The following is a 14,429-nucleotide window of genomic DNA, read 5'->3' as shown; positions in this document are numbered from 1 at the left end:
TGCGCGGACGCGGTCGGCCGGGGTCCGGTGGCGGGGTGGAACAGGCCTCGGATTCGTCCTACGAATGATCGTTTCCGCAGGTCAGGTAAGCCTTACCTGAGTGATGCACGGCACCGCCGCCGCCATGGGCGCCGCTTGTCAGTCCCCGATTAATTACGCAACAATGGCGTTGTGAAAAACGTTGGCGCGGCTCCGGTGGAGGAACTCGCGACCCGAGAGCGTTCCACGCGCAACCGGGTCGCGCGGTCGATCCTGGACCACGGCCCCTCGACCGTCGCCGATCTGGCCGAGCGGCTGCGCCTCACCCAGGCCGCCGTCCGCCGCCACCTCGACTCACTGGTCGGGGACAACGTCGTCGAGGCCCGGGAGAAGCGCGTCTACGGCGCCCGTGCCCGCGGCCGCCCCGCGAAGATCTTCGCGCTCACCGACTGCGGCCGGGACGAGTTCGACCAGTCGTACGACTCACTGGCCGTCGAGGCGCTCCGCTGGATCGAGCGCAACGCCGGCGGGGAGGCGGCCGTCGCCGCCTTCGCCCGCGACCGGATCGAGACCCAGGGCGACACGTACCGGGAGGCCGTGGAGACGGCCGACCCCGCCAGGCGGACCGAGGCGCTTGCCAAGGCCCTGACGGCGGACGGGTACGCTGCCACTGCGCGGAACGCGCCGGTCGGCGAGCAGCTCTGCCAGCACCACTGCCCGGTCGCCCACGTCGCCGAGCAGTATCCGCAGCTGTGCGAGGCGGAGACGGAGTTCTTCTCCCGCCTCCTGGGAACGCACGTCCAGCGTCTGGCCACCATCGCGCATGGTGACGGCGTCTGCACGACGTTCATCCCGCACAGCAGCCCACAGACCACTTCACCAGCATCTGTCAGTACGGCCGGGAGGAACCCCGCATGACCACCGAGATCAGCCACCCCGAGCTTGAGGGCCTGGGTCGGTACGAGTACGGCTGGGCCGACTCCGACACGGCCGGTGCCACGGCCAAGCGCGGTCTGAACGAGGATGTCGTCCGCGACATCTCCGCGAAGAAGAACGAGCCCGAGTGGATGCTGAACCTGCGCCTCAAGGGTCTGCGGCTCTTCGGCAAGAAGCCCATGCCGACCTGGGGCTCCGACCTCTCCGGCATCGACTTCGACAACATCAAGTACTTCGTGCGGTCCACCGAGAAGCAGGCGGAGTCCTGGGAGGACCTGCCGGAGGACATCAAGAACACGTACGACAAGCTCGGCATCCCCGAGGCGGAGAAGCAGCGCCTCGTCGCCGGTGTCGCCGCCCAGTACGAGTCCGAGGTCGTCTACCACCAGATCCGCGAGGACCTGGAGGAGCAGGGCGTCATCTTCGTCGACACCGACACGGCGCTGAAGGAGCACGCGGAACTCTTCAAGGAGTACTTCGGCACCGTCATCCCCGTCGGCGACAACAAGTTCGCCTCGCTGAACACGGCCGTGTGGTCCGGCGGCTCGTTCATCTACGTCCCCAAGGGCGTGCAGGTCGAGATCCCGCTCCAGGCCTACTTCCGTATCAACACGGAGAACATGGGCCAGTTCGAGCGGACGCTGATCATCGTCGACGAGGACGCCTACGTCCACTACGTCGAGGGCTGCACCGCCCCGATCTACTCCTCCGACTCGCTGCACAGCGCCGTCGTCGAGATCATCGTGAAGAAGGGCGGCCGCTGCCGCTACACGACCATCCAGAACTGGTCGAACAACGTCTACAACCTGGTGACCAAGCGCGCCGTCGCCTACGAGGGCGCCACCATGGAGTGGGTCGACGGCAACATCGGCTCCAAGGTCACCATGAAGTACCCGGCCGTCTACCTCATGGGCGAGCACGCCAAGGGCGAGACCCTGTCCATCGCCTTCGCGGGCGAGGGCCAGCACCAGGACGCCGGCGCCAAGATGGTGCACATGGCTCCGAACACCTCCTCGAACATCGTCTCCAAGTCGGTGGCGCGAGGCGGCGGCCGCACCTCCTACCGCGGTCTCATCGAGATCGGCGAGGGTGCCCCGGGCTCCAAGTCCAACGTGCTCTGCGACGCGCTGCTCGTCGACACGATCTCCCGCTCGGACACGTACCCCTACGTGGACGTGCGCGAGGACGACGTCTCCATGGGCCACGAGGCCACCGTCTCGAAGGTCTCCGAGGACCAGCTCTTCTACCTGATGAGCCGCGGCCTCACCGAGTTCGAGGCCATGGCGATGATCGTCCGCGGCTTCGTGGAGCCCATCGCCAAGGAACTCCCGATGGAGTACGCCCTGGAGCTCAACCGGCTGATCGAGCTGCAGATGGAAGGCTCGGTCGGCTAAGGCCTTCCGCCCCACCGAACGCAGCGACTGATTTCTTTTACGCAGGAAGAGAGCAACACGACAGCCATGGCTGAGGCTCAGAACATCCCGGCGGGCTCCACCACCGCCGGCTCGATCGCGGTGGCCGCCGAGTCCACCGTCGCCACGCGCATGAGCGCGCCCCCCTCCTTCGACGTCGCGGACTTCCCCGTCCCGCACGGCCGTGAGGAGGAGTGGCGGTTCACGCCGCTGGCGCGCCTGCGCGGCCTCCACGACGGCACCGCCGTCGCGTCCGGCGAGGGCGTCAAGGTCGCGATCGAGGCCCCCGAGGGCGTCACCGTGGAGACCGTCGGCCGCGAGGACGAGCGTCTCGGCAAGGCCGGCAAGCCGGTCGACCGCGTCGCCGCCCAGGCGTACTCCTCCTTCGAGAAGGCCTCGGTCGTCACCGTCGCCAAGGAGGCCGTCCTCACCGAGCCGATCCGCATCGCCGTGCACGGCGAGGGCGGCGTCGCCTTCGGCCACCAGGTCATCGAGCTCGGCGCCTTCGCCGAGGCCGTCGTGGTCATCGACCACACCGGTGACGCGGTGCTCGCCGCCAACGTCGACTACGTCCTCGGCGACGGCGCCAAGCTGACCGTCGTCTCCGTCCAGGACTGGGACGAGAAGGCCGTCCACGTCGCCCAGCACAACGCGCTGGTCGGCCGCGACGCCTCCTTCAAGTCGGTGGTCGTCACCTTCGGCGGCGACGTCGTCCGCATCCACCCGCGCGTGGCGTACGCGGCCCCCGGCGGCGAGGCCGAGCTCTTCGGTCTGTACTTCACCGACGCCGGCCAGCACCAGGAGCACCGCCTCCTGGTGGACCACAACACCCCGCACTGCAAGTCCAACGTGGCCTACAAGGGCGCGCTGCAGGGCCAGGACGCGCACGCCGTCTGGATCGGTGACGTGCTCATCCAGGCCGCCGCCGAGGGCACCGACACGTACGAGCTCAACCGGAACCTGGTCCTCACGGACGGTGCCCGGGTCGACTCCGTGCCGAACCTGGAGATCGAGACCGGCGAGATCGCCGGCGCCGGTCACGCCTCGGCCACCGGCCGCTTCGACGACGAGCAGCTCTTCTACCTGATGTCGCGCGGCATCCCGGAGACCGAGGCCCGCCGCCTCGTCGTCCGCGGCTTCTTCGCCGAGCTGGTCCAGCAGATCGGTCTGCCGGACGTCCAGGAGCGCCTCCTCGCCAAGATCGAGGCCGAGCTGGAGGCCTCCGTCTGATGGCCTTCGTCCGAGTCTGCGCGCTGAGCGAGCTGGAGGCCGACACCCCGAAGCGGGTCGAGGTCGACGGCACGCCGGTGTCGGTCGTGCACACCGAGGGCGAGGTGTTCGCGATCAACGACATCTGCTCGCACGCGAACGTCTCCCTCTCGGAGGGCGAGGTCGAGGACTGCGCCATCGAGTGCTGGTTGCACGGGTCGAGCTTCGACCTCCGCACCGGAAAGCCCTCCGGCCTTCCCGCGACGCGCCCCGTGCCCGTATACCCCGTAAAGATCGAAGGGGACGATGTGCTCGTCTCCGTCACCCAGGAGTCCTGAGTCACCCATGGCAACGCTTGAAATCCGCAACCTGCACGTCTCCGTCGAGGCCGAGAACGGCCCCCGCGAGATCCTCAAGGGTGTCGACCTGACCATCAAGCAGGGCGAGACCCACGCCGTCATGGGCCCCAACGGCTCCGGCAAGTCGACCCTGGCGTACTCGCTCGCCGGCCACCCGAAGTACACGGTCACCGGCGGCACCGTCACCCTCGACGGCGAGGACGTCCTGGAGATGTCGGTCGACGAGCGCGCCCGCGCCGGCGTCTTCCTGGCCATGCAGTACCCGGTCGAGGTCCCCGGTGTCTCGGTCTCCAACTTCCTGCGCACCTCCGCCACCGCCATCCGCGGCGAGGCCCCCAAGCTGCGTACCTGGGTGAAGGAGGTCAAGTCCGCGATGGAGCAGCTCCAGATGGACCCGGCCTTCGCCGAGCGCAACGTCAACGAGGGCTTCTCCGGCGGTGAGAAGAAGCGCCACGAGATCCTCCAGCTGGAGCTCCTCAAGCCGAAGATCGCGATCCTCGACGAGACCGACTCCGGCCTGGACGTCGACGCGCTGCGCCAGGTCTCCGAGGGCGTCAACCGCGTCCGCGAGACCGGTGAGGTCGGCACCCTGCTGATCACGCACTACACGCGCATCCTGCGCTACATCAAGCCCGACTTCGTTCACGTCTTCTCCGAGGGCCGCATCGTCGAGTCCGGCGGCGCCGAGCTCGCCGACAAGCTGGAGAACGAGGGCTACGAGGCCTACAGCACGAAGGGTGGCGCATCCGCGTGACTTCTGCCCATCAGGGGCTCTCCGGCCTCCTCGACACCGAGGCGATCCGCAAGGACTTCCCGCTCCTGGATCGCGTGGTCCACGACGGCAAGAAGATCGTGTACCTGGACTCCGCGGCGACCTCGCAGAAGCCGCGCCAGGTGCTCGACGCGCTGAACGAGTACTACGAGCAGCACAACGCCAACGTGCACCGCGGCGTCTACCTGGTCGCCGAGGAGGCGACGGCGCTGTACGAGGGCGCCCGTGACAAGGTCGCGGCGTTCATCAACGCGCCGAGCCGCGACGAGGTGATCTTCACGAAGAACGCCTCGGAGTCGCTCAACCTCGTGGCCAACATGCTGGGCTGGGCCGACGAGCCCTACCGCGTGGACCACGATACCGAGATCGCCATCACGGAGATGGAGCACCACTCCAACATCGTGCCGTGGCAGCTGCTCTCGCAGCGCACGGGTGCGAAGCTGAAGTGGTTCGGCCTCACCGACGACGGCCGTCTCGACCTCTCGAACATCGAAGAGGTCATCACCGAGAAGACCAAGATCGTCTCGTTCACGCTGGTCTCGAACCTGCTGGGCACGATCAACCCGGTCGAGACGATCATCCGGCGTGCGCAGGAGGTCGGTGCGCTGGTCTGCATCGACGCCTCGCAGGCGGCCCCGCACATGGTGCTCGACGTGCAGGCGCTCCAGGCCGACTTCGTGGCCTTCACCGGTCACAAGATGGTCGGCCCGACCGGCATCGGCGTGCTGTGGGGACGGCAGGAGCTCCTGGAGGACCTGCCGCCCTTCCTCGGCGGCGGCGAGATGATCGAGACCGTCTCGATGCACTCCTCGACCTACGCTCCCGCCCCGCACAAGTTCGAGGCGGGTACGCCCCCGATCGCCCAGGCCGTCGGCCTCGGCGCGGCCGTGGACTACCTCTCGGCGATCGGCATGGAGAACATCGCGCGCCACGAGCACGCGATCACGGAGTACGCCGTCCGGCGCCTCCAGGAGGTCCCAGACCTGCGGATCATCGGCCCCACCACGGCCGAGGACCGCGGCGCGGCGATCTCCTTCGTCCTGGGTGACATCCACCCGCACGACGTGGGTCAGGTGCTCGACGAGGAGGGCATCGCGGTCCGGGTCGGCCACCACTGCGCGCGGCCGGTCTGCCTGCGGTACGGAATTCCCGCGACCACGCGAGCGTCGTTCTATCTGTACTCCACGCCCGCCGAGGTCGACGCTCTCGTCGCGGGTCTGGAGCACGTACGGAACTTCTTCGGGTAGGGGCTGGTCGTGAAGCTGGATTCGATGTACCAGGACGTCATCCTGGACCACTACAAGCACCCGCACGGGCGCGGTCTCCGGGACGGCGACGCCGAGGTGCACCACGTCAACCCGACGTGCGGCGACGAGATCACGCTCCGCGTCAAGTACGAGGGCTCGCGCATCGCGGACGTCTCGTACGAGGGTCAGGGCTGCTCGATCAGCCAGGCTTCGGCCTCGGTCCTGAACGAGCTGCTCGTCGGCAAGGAACTGGCCGAGGCGCAGAAGATCCAGGGCACCTTCCTGGAGCTGATGCAGTCCAAGGGCAAGATCGAGCCGGACGACGCCATGGAGGAGATCCTGGAGGACGCGGTCGCGTTCGCGGGCGTCTCCAAGTACCCGGCCCGTGTGAAGTGCGCGCTGCTCAGCTGGATGGCGTGGAAGGACGCGACCGCCCAGGCGCTGGGTGACGACGTGGAGAGGAAGTCGGCATGACCGAGAACGCTGGGGCCACGATGAAGCCGGCCTCCGAGGAAGAAGTCCGCGAGGCGCTGTACGACGTCGTCGACCCCGAGCTGGGCATCGATGTGGTCAACCTCGGTCTGATCTACGGCATCCACATCGACGACTCGAACGTCGCGACGCTGGACATGACCCTGACGTCGGCGGCCTGTCCGCTGACCGATGTGATCGAGGACCAGGCGAAGTCCGCGACGGACGGCATCGTCAGCGAGCTGAAGATCAACTGGGTCTGGATGCCGCCGTGGGGTCCGGACAAGATCACGGACGACGGCCGCGAGCAGCTGCGCGCGCTCGGCTTCAACGTCTGAGACGTCGCGGTCCGGAACACGGACCCGTACGAACGGCCGTGCCCTTCGGGGCACGGCCGTTTCGCGTGTCCGGACGCCGCCGGTGTCCGGACGTCCGTCAGTACAGGCCCGCGGCCCGGGCGAGGTCCGGGGCCAGGTTCTCCTTGCGGATGCGCAGGTCGACGTAGAGCAGGGCCGTCACCAGCGGGGGGAAGACGGAGACGAGCAGCTGGCTGACCAGCTGCCCGACGAGCAGGAACGCGAAGACCACCGCGAAGCCGGCGATCACCGAGGTCGGCTCGCCGCCGGAGAAGTCGACGGCCGTCAACGGCGCCGTCGCCGCCACCGAGAGCGTCTGCTGGACGAGCCAGCTGACGAAGGCGGTCACGAGAGCGACGAGCAGCAGAATGCCGAAGGAGCGCCACCAGGAACCGCGGATCAGGGTCGAGGAGCGGCGCATCGAGGCGATCACGCCCTGGCCCTCCATCACCGCCGCCGCCGGGGCCAGGCTGAACTTCACCCAGAGCCAGAGTGCGAGCGGGGTGACGAGCAGAGCGGCGAGCCCCCCGCCGACGAAGACCGTGAGCATCACGCCTATCGGGCTGCCGCCGTCGAAGCTGGCCAGCATGGCGATGACCGTCGCGAAGAACACCGCGACCACGAGCAGTGCCGGCAGGCTCGTCAGGATCATTGTGCCGAGGACCGTCGGCATCCGGGCCCAGGAACGGCGCCAGAGCGCGCCGAAGGTGGTCGGACGGCCGAGGACGGCCTCCTGGATCACGGCCGGGCAGGCCGCCGCCGTCAGGGCGTTGGCGCAGAGGATCGCGATCACACCGGCGATCCAGACGCAGGCGAAGGCGACGATCAGCGGCCCGACGTCGTCCCGCTGCGGCTTCTGGCCGGCCGGCAGGTCGAACACGGCGGGGAAGAGGTCGCCCACGGCCGCGTACGCGATGAGCATCGCCGCTCCCACGAACAGGATCGCCGTGCCGTAGACGGCTGCGGTGACGCCGACCAGCGTCTTCCAGTGGCGTCCGAAGGCGGTGAAGGCGCCGGAGAGGATCTCGCCGAGGCCGAGCGGTGCCAGGGGTATGGCTCCGGGTCTCGGGGGTGGAGGCGGCGGGTAGCCGTAGCCGTAAGGCGGCGGGCCAGGGGGAAACGTCATGCGGGACACCGTATCGGTCGCCGAACGCCCGCTCGGACGCGGTGATGTGTACATCCGTACGCAGCGCTGTGTACGCTCGTACACATGGGTTACGGACTGCTGGCGGGCGCCATCGTGGCGGAGATCCTCGCCACCACCTCGATGAAGTACAGCGACGGCTTCTCCAAGCTCTGGCCCTCGCTGATCACCGGCGCGGGCTACCTGATCGCCTTCGCCCTCCTCGCGCAGGCCCTCAAGACGCTCCAGGTCGGCACCGCCTACGCCATCTGGTCCGGCGTCGGCACCGCCGCCGTCGCCACGATCGGCATCCTCTTCCTCGGCGAGACCCTCAGCCCCGCCAAGATCGCCGGCATCGTCCTCATCGTCGCCGGGGTCGCCGTCCTCCAGCTCGGCGGCGCGCACTGATGGCCCGCGCCCGCCGCCACGACCCCGAGCGCCGCGAGCGGATCGTCGACGCGGCCCTCCGGGTGGTCGGGCGGTCCGGCATCGCCGGGCTGAGCCACCGCACGGTGGCCGCCGAGGCGGACGTGCCGCTCGGCTCCACCACGTACCACTTCGCGTCCCTCGACGAACTCCTCGTCGCCGCGCTCCGCAAGGCCAACGAGGGCTTCGGGCGGCAGCTCCGCGAGAGCCCCGCCCTCGCCGCGCCCGACACCCCCGTCGCGACCGCCCTCGCCCGGCTCCTGGGGGAGTGGATGGGCGGCGAGCGCACCGGCGTGGAGCTGGAGTACGAGCTCTACCTCGCCGCCCTGCGCCGCCCCGCCCTGCGCCCGGTCGCCGCCGAGTGGACCGAGGACGTCGTCGCCCTGCTCGCCGCCCGGACCGATCCCGCCACCGCGCGCGCCCTGGTCGCCCTCATGGACGGCATCTGCCTCCAGGTCCTGCTCACCGACGGCACGTACGACCCGGAGTACGCGCGCGAGATGCTGGCGCGGGTGCTGAATGAAGCGCCGAATCCCCCGGTCCCGGGCTCGTCGGAACCACCGACTCGCTCGACCGACACCTGAGACCGGTTGGCCCGCGCGGGGGCCCGACCGTTAGGTTTTCCGTCATGACCACTGCTCCTCGCACCACCGGCGCCGTCGCCGCCGGCCTCGCCACCATCGCCGGTGACGGCTCCGTTCTCGACACCTGGTTCCCCGCCCCCGAGCTGACCGACGCGCCCGGCCCCGCCGGTACCGAGCGGCTCACCCCCGACGAGGCCGTGAACGCCCTCGGCGACGGGGCCGCCAAGGCCCTCGGCGTGGACGCCCGCCGCGGCGTCGAGGTGGTCGCCGTCCGTACCGTCATCTCCTCGCTCGACGACAAGCCGCTCGACGCGCACGACGCCTACCTGCGCCTGCACCTGCTCAGCCACCGGCTCGTCAAGCCGCACGGCCAGAGCCTGGACGGCGTCTTCGGCCTCCTCGCCAACGTCGCCTGGACCTCGCTCGGCCCGGTCGCCGTCGACGACATCGAGAAGGTGCGGCTCAACGCCCGCGCCGAGGGCCTCCACCTCGCCGTGACCAGCATCGACAAGTTCCCGCGCATGACCGACTACGTCGTGCCCGCCGGGGTCCGCATCGCCGACGCCGACCGGGTGCGCCTCGGCGCCCACCTCGCCGCCGGTACGACCGTCATGCACGAGGGCTTCGTCAACTTCAACGCCGGCACCCTCGGCACCTCGATGGTCGAGGGCCGGATCTCCGCCGGAGTCGTCGTCGGCAACGGCTCCGACATCGGCGGCGGCGCCTCCACCATGGGCACCCTCTCCGGCGGCGGCAACGTCGTCATCTCGATCGGCGAGCGCTGCCTGATCGGCGCCGAGGCGGGCGTCGGCATCGCGCTCGGTGACGAGTGCGTCGTCGAGGCCGGTCTGTACGTCACGGCCGGCACCCGGGTCACCATGCCCGACGGCCAGATCGTCAAGGCCCGCGAGCTCTCCGGCGCCTCGAACATCCTCTTCCGCCGCAACTCGGTCAGCGGCGCCGTCGAGGCCCGCCCGAACAACGCGGTCTGGGGCGGACTCAACGACATCCTGCACAGCCACAACTGACGCGGTGACTCCGCGTCGACGGAACGCGTTAGAAGAGCGCGTCACGAGGACGCGGAGTCACTGTACGCAGGCAAGGCGAGGAGTCGACATGAGGACGAAGCCCACGGTCGCCGGAGTGCTCACGGCGGTGGCGGTACTGCTGCCGGCAGGCGTTGCCCAGGCGGACGAGACGCACACGCACCACGGTCCGACCGTCACGAACGGGCCCAGCCTCTCGCTCCACACCGGGCAGATCGACGACCCGCTGGAGGACGTCCTGGAGCACGCCGCGATCCTCGGCCGCACCTACACGACCGACTCCGCCTGAACCAGCGTCCCGTACGCACCCCGCAGCCCGTCGACCGTCTCCCGGTCGGCGGGCTGCAGCGGTTCCCGCAGCGTCCCGCCGAGCAGCGCCTTCGCGGTCACCGTGCCGGGCAGCCCCGAGGCCATCATCAGCTCGGTGAGCGGCAGCGTCAGGGCGTTGAGCCGGGCCGCCTCCGCCGTGTCGCCGGCGTCGAAGGCGTCGAGGACCGCCCGCAGTCGGCGGGGCGCCACGTTCGCCACCGTACTGACGTAGCCGGCGCCGCCGACCGCGTACAGCGGCAGGTTCAGCTCCTCGCTGCCCGAGTAGTACGCGAGCCCGGTCTCGGCGATCAGCCGGGCCGAGGCCAGGAGGTCGTACGAGCAGTCCTTCACCGCCACGATCCGCGGGTGCTCGGCCAGCCGCCGCATCGTCGCCGGCTCGACGCGCGTCCCGGTGCGGCCGGGGATGTCGTAGACCATCACCGGCAGCTCCGTCGCGTCCGCGACCTTCAGGAAGTGCGCCGCGACGGCCGCCTGCGGAGGGCGGCTGTAGTACGGGGTGACGACGAGCAGCCCGTCGGCGCCCGCCTTCGACGCCTGACGGGCCAGCTCCGCGGTGTGCCGGGTGTCGGCGGTGCCGATGCCCGTGAGCAGCGCGGGGCCCTGGCCGATCGCCGCCCGGACGGCCCGTACCAGCGCGGCCTTCTCGACGTCGGTGGTGGTCGGGGACTCGCCGGTGGTGCCGTTGAGGACCAGCCCGTCACAGCCCTCCGCGACGAGGTGGACGGCCAGCTCGGCCGCCCGGTCGAGGTCGAGCGCCCCGGAGGGGGAGAAGGGGGTGATCATCGCGCAGAGCGCGCGGCCGAAAGGGCGTTCAGTGCTCATCCGGGAAGTCTGTGCGCACACGACAGTGAAGGTCCACTTAGTTCTTCTTGTCCCGAGAATTCAGTTCCGCTGAACGATCGCCGTCTGGCGTGATCGGCGGGCGCGACGGGGGACATGGAGAACAGCACAGCATGAGCTCACACCACAGCGGCGAACAGCGCGTCGCGCTCGTCACCGGCTCGTCCTCGGGCACCGGCGCCGCCGTCGCCCGCCGCCTCGCCGAGGCCGGCATCCGGGTCGTCGTCAACTCCGCCCGCTCCGTCGAGGCGGGGGAACGCCTCGCCGCCGAACTGCCCGGCGCCGTCTGCCTCCGGGCGGACGTCACCGACGAGACCCAGGCCAAGGAGCTCGTCGAGCGGACCGTGGAGCGCCTCGGCCGCCTCGACGTCCTCGTCAACTGCGCCGGCACCACCCTCCCCCATAGCCTTAAGGGCAGGGGGGGACCCCCATCATCCCGCACGACGACCTCGAAGCCGCCTCGCCCGACGTGTGGCGGCACCTCTACGACGTCAACGTCATCGGCGTCCGGCAGACCGTCACCGCCGCCGTACCGCACCTGCGTAAGACCCGCGGCAGCGTCGTGACGATCTCCTCCCAGGCCGGGGTCCGGCCGGGCGGCAGCTCCATCCCGTACGCGGTCTCCAAGGCCGCCGTCAACCACATGACGAAGCTCCTCGCCAAGACCCTCGGCCCCGACGTGCGGGTCGACGGCGCCGACGAGGCCAAGGTAGGGATGGCGGGCCGGGGGTGCTCAGAAGCACAGGAGTGGTGGCGCGCCCGGCGTGCTCAGAAGCGCAGTTTGAAGCCGTCGTGGCTGCGTGCGAAGCCCAGTGAGGCGTAGAAGCGGTGGGCCTCGGTCCGTCGCTTGTCGCTGGTCAGCTGGACGAGCGCGCAGCCGCGTGCGCGTGCCCGCGCCACGGCCCGCTCCATCAGCTCCCGGCCGAGTCCGCCGCCCCGCCGGTCGGCCCTGATCCGGACCGCTTCGAGCAGGGCCCGCTCGGCGCCGCCCTTGCCGAGTCCGGGGATGTACGTGATCTGGAGGCAGCCGAGGACGAGTTCGCCGTCCGCGAGGACCAGCATCTCGTTGCGCGGGTCGGCCTCGATGTCCGCGAAGGCCCGCTCGTACGCCTCGGTGACGACGACCGAGCCGGGGTCCACCACCTTCTCCTCGTCGGCGAGGAGGGCGAGGACGGCGGGCAGTTCGGCGCGGGTGGCGGGGCGAAGGATCACGGCGCGGAGTCTCGCACGGGCGGCGCCCCACCGGGTCCGGCGGTACACGCCCGCGCCGAGGCTCGACGCGGGCGTGTGACGGGGGCACTTACGGGCGGAAGCGCAGGACCTGCGGGTCGTGGTCGCTGTCCTGGTCGGCGAACTCGGCGTTGACGTGGACGCTGTCGTACTCGAAGTGGTGCACGCCCGGGCTCGTCAGGATCTGGTCGAGGACCTGGCTGTTGCCCTGGTAGACGTACGAGTACCGCTCGGAGCGCGGCAGCGACTTCACCGCCGGGTACAGCGCGCCGCCGTCCGTCAGCGCCTCCGTCGTCCCGGAGAACTCGAAGTCGTTGATGTCGCCGACGACGAGGACGTCCGCCTGCTTCTCGATCGCGGCGATGTCCTTCACGAAGGCGTTCACGGCCTGAGCCTGAAGCAGGCGGTCCGCTTCGGAGGAACGGTTCGGCGGCTGGTGGTGCGAGGTCAGGCCCTCGTCGCCGCCCTTCGAGCCGAAGTGGTTGGCGATCACGAAGACCGTACGGCCGCGGAAGACGAACTCGCCCGCGAGCGGCTTGCGGCTGTTGCCCCAGGCGGTGTTCGCCGGGTCGATCCGGCCGGGCGAGAGGGTCAGCGCGGCGCGGCCCTTCGCACCCGTCACCGCGGTGGCGGTGGTGGCGTCGCCACCCGCGCGGTCCGTGAAGGAGACCCGCTCGGGGTTGAAGAGGAAGACCTGGCGGATGTTGCCGCCGGGCTGGCCGCCGTCCTTGTTGTTCTGCGGGTCGATCGAGCGCCACTCGTACGCCGGGCCGCCGGCCGCGACGATCGCGTCCGTGAACTTCTTGACCGTCTGGTCGGCGGCGACCGTACCGTCGTTCTTGGCGCCGTTGTTGTCCTGGATCTCCTCCAGGGCCAGGATGTCCGGCGAGGCGAGGTTGTCGACGACCGCCTTCGCGAGGGCGTCGAACTTCTCCTGCGGGTCGCTCGGGTCGAGGTTCTCGACGTTGTACGTCGCCACGGCCAGCTCGTTCTTGTGCTGCTTGTCCGTGGTCTCGCGCTCCAGGCCGCCGTCCTCGACCGTGCCGAGGGTGCGCGCGGTCAGCGTGTAGCCGCCGAACTGGTTGAAGTCGAGCGGGCCCTCGGTCGTGCCCGTCAGCTGGTCGCCGACGTTCGCCTTCGGGAAGGGCTGCTGGGCGAGCGGGGTCAGCGACTGGATCTGGAGCCGGCCGGTGTTCTGGGACTCGTACGAGCCGTAGACCGTGCCGCCGCGCCAGTTGCGGTTCTCGAACGGCTTCACCGTCACCCACAGCTCCGCGTACGGGTCGGTGGCGCCGACCACCCGCGAGGAGCCGATCCGGACGTTGGTGCCCTCCAGGGACTCGTAGTAGTCCAGGGCGTACGTCTCCGGGTCGAGCGTCAGACCGTTGATCGAGCCGGCGGCGGCCGGGTCGCCCTCCGGGGCGTACGCGTCGGGGACGGACCAGGCGGAGATCGTCACCGGGGCCGGGACCGGGTTGCCCTTCGAGACCACCGTGATCACCGGCTTGGAGAGCTGCGTCAGCGACTGGTTGCCGGAGTTCAGGCCGCCCGGGACGTACTCGGTGACCGTGCCGTTCAGGCTGACCGCGTCGCCGACGGCGACCGTCGGGACCGAGCTGGTGAAGACGAACAGGCCCTCACTGGTGGCCGGGTTCGCGTCGGCCTCGGGGTCCTGGATCCAGAAACCGCGCGAGCCGTAGGTGCGGACACCGGTGACGATGCCCGTGACGCCGGCGACCTGCTTGCCCACGAGCGGGGAGACGCGGGTCGTGCCCTGGATGTCGTGGATCCGGACGCCGGCGGCGCTCTCGTCGGCGGCGGCGCTCGTCGAACCGGCGAGGAGTCCGGCGGCGATTGCTGCGGCGACCACGGCGGAGACGGTCAAGGGGCCTCCCCGGCGCAGCGAGGGGACAGATCTCGGTATGGAGGAAGGCATCAGGGCTCCGGAGGGTGCTTGGAGGATCGGCAGATGAATCTACGCGCGTCAATCTCTTGCGAGAGGGGGGAACTTGTCAAGAGTCGACGGGTGTACGAAGGCTGACAGATCCATGAACCGGCGGACGTCCCCCCGGATGCGTCTACGCTGAGTACCGCTCTTTCGCCACACTC

The 14,429-nt window shown here is 69.9% G+C and carries 18 protein-coding genes; 14 read left to right on the top strand and 4 right to left on the bottom strand.

The window, feature by feature from the left end:
- The first annotated feature begins 171 nt into the window (after nt 1-171).
- The 8 genes from ACWFR1_RS15375 to ACWFR1_RS15340 all read left to right on the top strand — a co-directional run bounded on the left by ACWFR1_RS15375 (nt 172) and on the right by ACWFR1_RS15340 (nt 6,723).
- Entirely contained in the window at nt 172-897 is a 726-nt protein-coding gene (locus ACWFR1_RS15375; RefSeq protein WP_453550963.1) for a helix-turn-helix transcriptional regulator, read from the top strand.
- The gene (gene sufB, locus ACWFR1_RS15370; protein ID WP_453550960.1) at nt 894-2,309 is read left to right on the top strand and encodes a Fe-S cluster assembly protein SufB; all 1,416 of its coding nucleotides are present in this window, start codon (nt 894-896) and stop codon (nt 2,307-2,309) included. Before ACWFR1_RS15375 ends, sufB begins: the two co-directional genes overlap by 4 nt.
- Nucleotides 2,310-2,375: 66 nt before the next feature.
- Complete coding sequence (gene sufD, locus ACWFR1_RS15365; RefSeq protein ID WP_453550958.1) at nt 2,376-3,557, top strand: Fe-S cluster assembly protein SufD; 1,182 nt, start codon at nt 2,376-2,378, stop codon at nt 3,555-3,557.
- Entirely contained in the window at nt 3,557-3,874 is a 318-nt protein-coding gene (locus ACWFR1_RS15360; protein ID WP_030322524.1) for a bifunctional 3-phenylpropionate/cinnamic acid dioxygenase ferredoxin subunit, read from the top strand. The genes sufD and ACWFR1_RS15360 overlap by 1 nt, the downstream gene beginning before the upstream one ends.
- A 7-nt stretch (nt 3,875-3,881) precedes the next feature.
- The gene (gene sufC / locus ACWFR1_RS15355) at nt 3,882-4,649 is read left to right on the top strand and encodes a Fe-S cluster assembly ATPase SufC (RefSeq protein ID WP_024757174.1); all 768 of its coding nucleotides are present in this window, start codon (nt 3,882-3,884) and stop codon (nt 4,647-4,649) included.
- Nucleotides 4,646-5,914 (top strand): cysteine desulfurase, encoded by a 1,269-nt coding sequence (locus ACWFR1_RS15350; protein WP_453550954.1) that lies wholly within the window; start codon nt 4,646-4,648, stop codon nt 5,912-5,914. The genes sufC and ACWFR1_RS15350 overlap by 4 nt, the downstream gene beginning before the upstream one ends.
- A gap of 9 nt (nt 5,915-5,923) precedes the next feature.
- Nucleotides 5,924-6,388 carry a Fe-S cluster assembly sulfur transfer protein SufU gene (gene sufU, locus ACWFR1_RS15345; protein ID WP_453550951.1) on the top strand — a complete coding sequence of 155 codons (465 nt, stop codon included), beginning with the start codon at nt 5,924-5,926 and terminating at the stop codon, nt 6,386-6,388.
- Nucleotides 6,385-6,723 carry a metal-sulfur cluster assembly factor gene (locus ACWFR1_RS15340; RefSeq protein WP_055644196.1) on the top strand — a complete coding sequence of 113 codons (339 nt, stop codon included), beginning with the start codon at nt 6,385-6,387 and terminating at the stop codon, nt 6,721-6,723. Before sufU ends, ACWFR1_RS15340 begins: the two co-directional genes overlap by 4 nt.
- 97 nt (nt 6,724-6,820) lie before the next feature.
- Here the strand turns inward: ACWFR1_RS15340 and ACWFR1_RS15335 are convergent, their stop codons facing one another.
- Nucleotides 6,821-7,867, bottom strand: a complete 1,047-nt coding sequence (locus tag ACWFR1_RS15335) for an oxidoreductase (protein ID WP_453550948.1) — start codon at nt 7,865-7,867, stop codon at nt 6,821-6,823.
- Nucleotides 7,868-7,951: 84 nt separating this feature from the next.
- Between ACWFR1_RS15335 and ACWFR1_RS15330 the strand changes: the two genes are divergently transcribed.
- The 4 genes from ACWFR1_RS15330 (at nt 7,952) to ACWFR1_RS15315 (ending at nt 10,209) form a co-directional block, all read left to right on the top strand.
- Nucleotides 7,952-8,272, top strand: coding sequence for a DMT family transporter (locus ACWFR1_RS15330; protein ID WP_453550946.1), 321 nt, complete (start codon nt 7,952-7,954; stop codon nt 8,270-8,272).
- Nucleotides 8,272-8,874, top strand: coding sequence for a TetR/AcrR family transcriptional regulator (locus ACWFR1_RS15325; protein WP_453550944.1), 603 nt, complete (start codon nt 8,272-8,274; stop codon nt 8,872-8,874). Before ACWFR1_RS15330 ends, ACWFR1_RS15325 begins: the two co-directional genes overlap by 1 nt.
- 44 nt (nt 8,875-8,918) lie before the next feature.
- Nucleotides 8,919-9,902 (top strand): 2,3,4,5-tetrahydropyridine-2,6-dicarboxylate N-succinyltransferase, encoded by a 984-nt coding sequence (gene dapD / locus ACWFR1_RS15320; RefSeq protein ID WP_453550942.1) that lies wholly within the window; start codon nt 8,919-8,921, stop codon nt 9,900-9,902.
- Between the two features lie 88 nt (nt 9,903-9,990).
- Nucleotides 9,991-10,209: a hypothetical protein gene (locus ACWFR1_RS15315; protein WP_453550940.1), complete on the top strand. Its 219-nt coding sequence runs from the start codon at nt 9,991-9,993 to the stop codon at nt 10,207-10,209.
- Here the strand turns inward: ACWFR1_RS15315 and dapA are convergent.
- Nucleotides 10,188-11,072: a 4-hydroxy-tetrahydrodipicolinate synthase gene (gene dapA, locus ACWFR1_RS15310; protein ID WP_453550938.1), complete on the bottom strand. Its 885-nt coding sequence runs from the start codon at nt 11,070-11,072 to the stop codon at nt 10,188-10,190. The genes ACWFR1_RS15315 and dapA overlap by 22 nt on opposite strands.
- Nucleotides 11,073-11,203: 131 nt before the next feature.
- Between dapA and ACWFR1_RS15305 the strand changes: the two genes are divergently transcribed.
- Both ACWFR1_RS15305 and ACWFR1_RS15300 read left to right on the top strand, forming a co-directional pair.
- Entirely contained in the window at nt 11,204-11,656 is a 453-nt protein-coding gene (locus tag ACWFR1_RS15305; protein WP_453550935.1) for an SDR family NAD(P)-dependent oxidoreductase, read from the top strand.
- Entirely contained in the window at nt 11,560-11,913 is a 354-nt protein-coding gene (locus tag ACWFR1_RS15300) for an SDR family NAD(P)-dependent oxidoreductase (protein ID WP_453550932.1), read from the top strand. The genes ACWFR1_RS15305 and ACWFR1_RS15300 overlap by 97 nt, the downstream gene beginning before the upstream one ends.
- Here the strand turns inward: ACWFR1_RS15300 and ACWFR1_RS15295 are convergent.
- Both ACWFR1_RS15295 and ACWFR1_RS15290 read right to left on the bottom strand, forming a co-directional pair.
- Nucleotides 11,859-12,302 carry an N-acetyltransferase family protein gene (locus ACWFR1_RS15295; RefSeq protein ID WP_453550929.1) on the bottom strand — a complete coding sequence of 148 codons (444 nt, stop codon included), beginning with the start codon at nt 12,300-12,302 and terminating at the stop codon, nt 11,859-11,861. The two genes, ACWFR1_RS15300 and ACWFR1_RS15295, sit on opposite strands and share 55 nt — an antisense overlap.
- Nucleotides 12,303-12,390: 88 nt before the next feature.
- Nucleotides 12,391-14,256 carry an endonuclease/exonuclease/phosphatase family protein gene (locus ACWFR1_RS15290; protein ID WP_453550927.1) on the bottom strand — a complete coding sequence of 622 codons (1,866 nt, stop codon included), beginning with the start codon at nt 14,254-14,256 and terminating at the stop codon, nt 12,391-12,393.
- Nucleotides 14,257-14,429 lie beyond the last annotated feature (173 nt).

Source organism: Streptomyces sp. NPDC055103 (genome assembly GCF_053607625.1).
The sequence above is the reverse complement of the archived record's forward strand: the minus strand, read 5'-3'. Positions and strand labels throughout refer to the sequence as shown.

What these genes read in the sequence shown, in the direction of transcription:
- sufB (WP_453550960.1), top strand. Translation starts at nt 894, where the DNA reads ATGACCACCGAGATCAGCCACCCCGAGCTTGAGGGCCTGGGTCGGTAC.
- sufD (WP_453550958.1), top strand. Translation starts at nt 2,376, where the DNA reads ATGGCTGAGGCTCAGAACATCCCGGCGGGCTCCACCACCGCCGGCTCG.
- ACWFR1_RS15360 (WP_030322524.1), top strand. Translation starts at nt 3,557, where the DNA reads ATGGCCTTCGTCCGAGTCTGCGCGCTGAGCGAGCTGGAGGCCGACACC.
- sufC (WP_024757174.1), top strand. Translation starts at nt 3,882, where the DNA reads ATGGCAACGCTTGAAATCCGCAACCTGCACGTCTCCGTCGAGGCCGAG.
- ACWFR1_RS15340 (WP_055644196.1), top strand. Translation starts at nt 6,385, where the DNA reads ATGACCGAGAACGCTGGGGCCACGATGAAGCCGGCCTCCGAGGAAGAA.
- ACWFR1_RS15335 (WP_453550948.1), bottom strand. Translation starts at nt 7,867, where the DNA reads ATGACGTTTCCCCCTGGCCCGCCGCCTTACGGCTACGGCTACCCGCCG.
- ACWFR1_RS15330 (WP_453550946.1), top strand. Translation starts at nt 7,952, where the DNA reads ATGGGTTACGGACTGCTGGCGGGCGCCATCGTGGCGGAGATCCTCGCC.
- ACWFR1_RS15325 (WP_453550944.1), top strand. Translation starts at nt 8,272, where the DNA reads ATGGCCCGCGCCCGCCGCCACGACCCCGAGCGCCGCGAGCGGATCGTC.
- dapD (WP_453550942.1), top strand. Translation starts at nt 8,919, where the DNA reads ATGACCACTGCTCCTCGCACCACCGGCGCCGTCGCCGCCGGCCTCGCC.
- ACWFR1_RS15315 (WP_453550940.1), top strand. Translation starts at nt 9,991, where the DNA reads ATGAGGACGAAGCCCACGGTCGCCGGAGTGCTCACGGCGGTGGCGGTA.
- dapA (WP_453550938.1), bottom strand. Translation starts at nt 11,072, where the DNA reads ATGAGCACTGAACGCCCTTTCGGCCGCGCGCTCTGCGCGATGATCACC.
- ACWFR1_RS15305 (WP_453550935.1), top strand. Translation starts at nt 11,204, where the DNA reads ATGAGCTCACACCACAGCGGCGAACAGCGCGTCGCGCTCGTCACCGGC.
- ACWFR1_RS15290 (WP_453550927.1), bottom strand. Translation starts at nt 14,256, where the DNA reads ATGCCTTCCTCCATACCGAGATCTGTCCCCTCGCTGCGCCGGGGAGGC.